Raw genomic sequence first — 4,426 nt, 5'->3', positions numbered from 1 at the left:
GGCAAGATGGTTGATTTTGCGGGTTGGGAGATGCCTGTTCAGTATCCTTTGGGGATCATGGGAGAGCATAAGCAGTGCCGTGAGAAGGCGGCGTTGTTTGATGTGTCTCACATGGGTCAGGTGATCCTGCGCGGTGAGAATGTGGGTGAGAAGCTGGAAGCTCTGTGCCCGCAGGCCTATGCGACGCTGAAGGAAGGCAAGGCGCGGTACGGGTTCTTCACCAATGCCGAAGGCGGGATCATGGACGATTTGATCGTGTCGAATGCGGGGGATCACTACTTTGTGGTGGTGAACGCGGCGCTGCGCCATCAGGACATTCCGCATATGCGCGACAATCTGGACGGGGTTGAGGTGACCGAGATCTTCGACCGCGCGCTGGTGGCCGTGCAAGGCCCCAAGGCCGAAGATGTAGTCGGGGAACTCTGCCCCGCTGCCCGCGATCTGAAGTTCATGGAAACCACCGTGGCCGATATCAACGGCGTTGAATGCCGTATCTCGCGCCTGGGCTATACCGGTGAGGACGGGTACGAGATCTCGATCCCCGAGGATAAGGCGATCGAGATCACACGGGCCTTCCTGGCGCATGAGGAGTGCGAACCGGCGGGTCTGGGCGCGCGCGACAGCCTGCGGCTTGAGGCCGGGCTGTGCCTCTATGGCAATGACATCGACCAGAGCACCTCGCCGGTCGAGGCCAGCCTCGGCTGGGCGATGCAGAAGCGTCGCAAGGAAGAAGGTGGTTTTCCGGGGGCGGAGCGTATCCAGCGCGAACTGGCCGAGGGCGCAGCCCGCAAGCTGGTGGGCATCAAGCCCGACGGCCGTGCGCCGGCGCGTCAGGGCGTGGAAGTGCAATGCTTAGAGGGTAACACCATCGGTCAGATCACCTCGGGCAGCTTTGGCCCCACGGTCGGCGGCCCGGTTGCGATGGGTTATGTGAGCAAAGGCCATGGCGCGCCGGGCGAGAAGGTGAACCTGATCATCCGGGGCAAGGCGCAACCGGCGCAGATCGTGGCGCTGCCCTTCGTCAAACAGAATTACAAGCGTTGAAGTCAGGAGAGAGAAGCATGGCAACCTATTATTCCGAAGAACATGAATGGCTGAGCGTCGAAGGCGACACCGCCACGCTGGGCATCACCAAACACGCGGCTGAACAGCTGGGTGAGGTGGTGTTTGTCGAGCAGCAGGAAGTGGGCGACGAGTTCGAGAAAGACGGCGAGATCGGTGTGATCGAATCCGTCAAAGCGGCCTCGGAACTCTATGCTCCGGTCGATGGTGAGATCGTCGAGGTGAACGAGGCGCTGGCCGACAATCCCGGCGCGCTGAACGACGACCCCGAGGGCGAGGCCTGGATCTACAAGATCAAGATCAGTGACGCGTCGCAGCTCGAGGATCTGATGGACGAAGCCGGCTACAAGGCCTTCATCGGGTAAACCCGAACGGAGTCCCGGCATGGGGCTCCATCGAATTAATTGATGCCGCCGAATTTGGGCCCCGCCCTTCATCTGGCAAGAAATATCCCCGCCGGAGGCTCCCGCAGTCTCCGCCGGCCCTGACCTATCCATGGGAGCGCTGCAATGGCCTTCAAACTGACCGACTACGAAGCCTATGATTTTGCCAACCGTCGCCATATCGGTCCCAGCCCGACCGAGATGCGCGACATGCTGCAGGTGATCGGCTTCAAGACGCTGGACGAGCTGATCGACGCCACCGTCCCACCGGCGATCCGGCAGAAACAGCCGCTGGACTGGGGTCCGGCGATGACGGAACGCGATGCGCTTTTCCACATGAAACAGGTGGCGGGGAAGAACAAGGTTCTGACCTCGCTGATCGGTCAGGGCTATTACGGCACCACCACGCCTGCGCCGATCCTGCGCAACATCCTGGAAAACCCGGCCTGGTACACCGCCTACACGCCGTACCAGCCCGAGATCAGCCAGGGCCGTCTTGAGGCACTGTTGAACTTCCAGACCATGGTCAGCGACCTGACCGGGCTCGATGTGGCCAACGCCTCGCTTCTGGACGAAGCCACCGCGGCGGCCGAAGCCATGGCGATGGCCAAGCGCGGCGGCCGGTCCAAGGCCAACAACGCGGCCTTCTTCGTTGACAAGAACTGCCACCCGCAGACCATCGCGGTGATCAAGACCCGGGCCGAGCCTCTGGGCATCGACGTGCAGGTCGCCGACCCGGATCAGCTGGACGCGGGCGCGGTATTCGGCGCGATCTTCCAGTATCCGGGCACCTATGGCCATGTGCGCGACTTCACCGCCGAGATCGCGGCGCTGCATGAACACAAGGCCATCGCCATCGTCGCCGCCGACATCCTGTCGCTGGCGCTGCTGAAGTCACCGGGCGAGATGGGCGCGGACATTGCCATCGGCTCGACCCAGCGCTTTGGTGTGCCGATGGGCTATGGCGGCCCGCACGCCGCCTACATGGCCACCACCGACAAGCTGAAGCGATCCATGCCGGGCCGGATCATCGGTGTGTCCATCGACAGCCGCGGCAACAAGGCCTACCGCCTGTCGTTGCAGACCCGCGAGCAGCACATCCGCCGCGAGAAGGCGAACTCGAACGTCTGCACCGCGCAGGCGCTGCTGGCGGTGATTGCTTCGATGTATGCGGTCTATCACGGCCCCGACGGCATCAAGGCGATTGCCCAGTCGGTGCACCGCAAGACCTCGCGCCTGGCCGCCGGCCTGGAAGAGGCGGGCTTCTCGGTCGAACCCGAGGTGTTCTTCGACACGATCACGGTCGAGGTCGGCCATCTGCAGAAGACGGTGATGGAGGCCGCCGTGGCGCGCGGCGTCAACCTGCGCAAGGTGGGCGACACCAAGGTTGGCATCAGCCTGGACGAACAGACCCGCCCCGAGACGATCGAGGCGGTCTGGGGCGCCTTCGGCATCGACCGCAAGGATGACAGCTCGAACAAGCAATACCGCCTGCCGGATTATGCGCTGCGTGAAAGCGCCTATCTGACCCACCCGATCTTCCACCAGAACCGGGCCGAGGCCGAGATCACCCGCTATATGCGTCGTCTGGCCGACCGCGACCTGGCGCTGGACCGGGCGATGATCCCGCTGGGGTCCTGCACCATGAAGCTGAACGCCACGATCGAGATGATCCCGGTCACCTGGCCCGAGTTCGGCAATCTGCACCCGTTCTGCCCCGAAGATCAGGCGCAGGGCTATCACGAGATGATCGCCGATCTGAACGACAAGCTGTGCCAGATCACCGGCTATGACGCGATCTCCCAGCAGCCCAACTCGGGCGCGCAGGGCGAATATGCGGGCCTGCTGACCATCCGCAACTATCACTTTGCGCGCGGCGAAGGGCACCGCAATGTCTGCCTGATCCCGACCTCGGCCCATGGCACCAACCCGGCCTCGGCGCAGATGGTGGGCTGGCAGGTCGTGCCGGTGCAGGCGGATGACAAGGGCAATATCGATGTCGCCGACTTCCGCGCCAAGGCGGAAAAGCACTCGGATCATCTGGCCGCCTGCATGATCACCTACCCGTCCACTCATGGTGTGTTCGAGACCACCGTGCAGGAGGTCTGCCAGATCACCCATGACCACGGCGGTCAGGTCTATATCGACGGCGCCAACATGAACGCCATGGTGGGCCTGTCGCGCCCCGGCGACATTGGCGGCGACGTCAGCCACCTGAACCTGCACAAGACCTTCTGCATCCCGCATGGCGGCGGCGGCCCCGGCATGGGTCCGATCGGCGTCAAGGCGCATCTGGCCGAGCACCTGCCCGGGCACCCGGAATACGGCACCGCCGTGGGCCCGGTCTCGGCGGCGCCCTTCGGGTCTCCGTCCATTCTGCCGGTCAGCTGGGCCTATGTGCTGCTGATGGGCGGCGCGGGTCTGACCCAGGCGACCAAGGTGGCGATCCTGAACGCCAACTACATCGCGGCGCGGCTCAAGGATGCCTATCCGATCCTCTATACCTCGGAAACGGGGCGTGTGGCGCATGAATGCATCCTCGACACCCGGCCCCTGGACGCCGAGGCGCATGTCACCGTCGATGACGTGGCCAAACGCCTGATCGATTCAGGCTTCCACGCGCCAACGATGAGCTGGCCGGTGGCCGGCACCCTGATGGTGGAACCCACGGAGTCGGAACCCATGGCCGAACTGGACCGTTTCTGCGATGCCATGCTGTCGATCCGCTCGGAAGCGCAGGACATCATCGACGGCAAGATCGACGCGGAAAACAACCCGCTGAAAAACGCCCCCCACACGGTGCGCGATTTGGTCGGCGACTGGGACCGCCCCTACACCCGCGAACAAGCCTGCTTCCCGCCGGGTTCCATGGGCGTCGACAAATACTGGTCCCCCGTCAACCGCGTCGACAACGCATACGGTGACAGAAACCTCGTCTGCACATGCCCCCCAATGGACGCATACGCAGACGCCGCGGAATA

General features: G+C 63.6%; 3 protein-coding genes. All 3 read left to right on the top strand.

Annotated features, from left to right (window positions below; genetic code table 11):
- Positions 1-1,044: glycine cleavage system aminomethyltransferase GcvT (gcvT, locus tag ACR0FB_RS20595; protein ID WP_480621760.1), on the top strand; the 1,044-nt coding region annotated here is incomplete at its 5' end.
- A 17-nt stretch (positions 1,045-1,061) separates the two neighbouring features.
- A complete protein-coding gene (gene gcvH / locus ACR0FB_RS20590; protein WP_171638644.1) occupies positions 1,062-1,427 on the top strand; it encodes a glycine cleavage system protein GcvH in 366 nt (121 codons plus the stop codon).
- A gap of 144 nt (positions 1,428-1,571) precedes the next feature.
- Positions 1,572-4,426, top strand: a 2,855-nt coding sequence (gene gcvP / locus ACR0FB_RS20585; RefSeq protein WP_171638645.1) for an aminomethyl-transferring glycine dehydrogenase, incomplete at its 3' end; no start/stop codon positions are given.

It is taken from the genome of Ruegeria sp. P10 (assembly GCF_056534925.1).
This window is presented reverse-complemented; position numbering and strand designations above follow the sequence as displayed.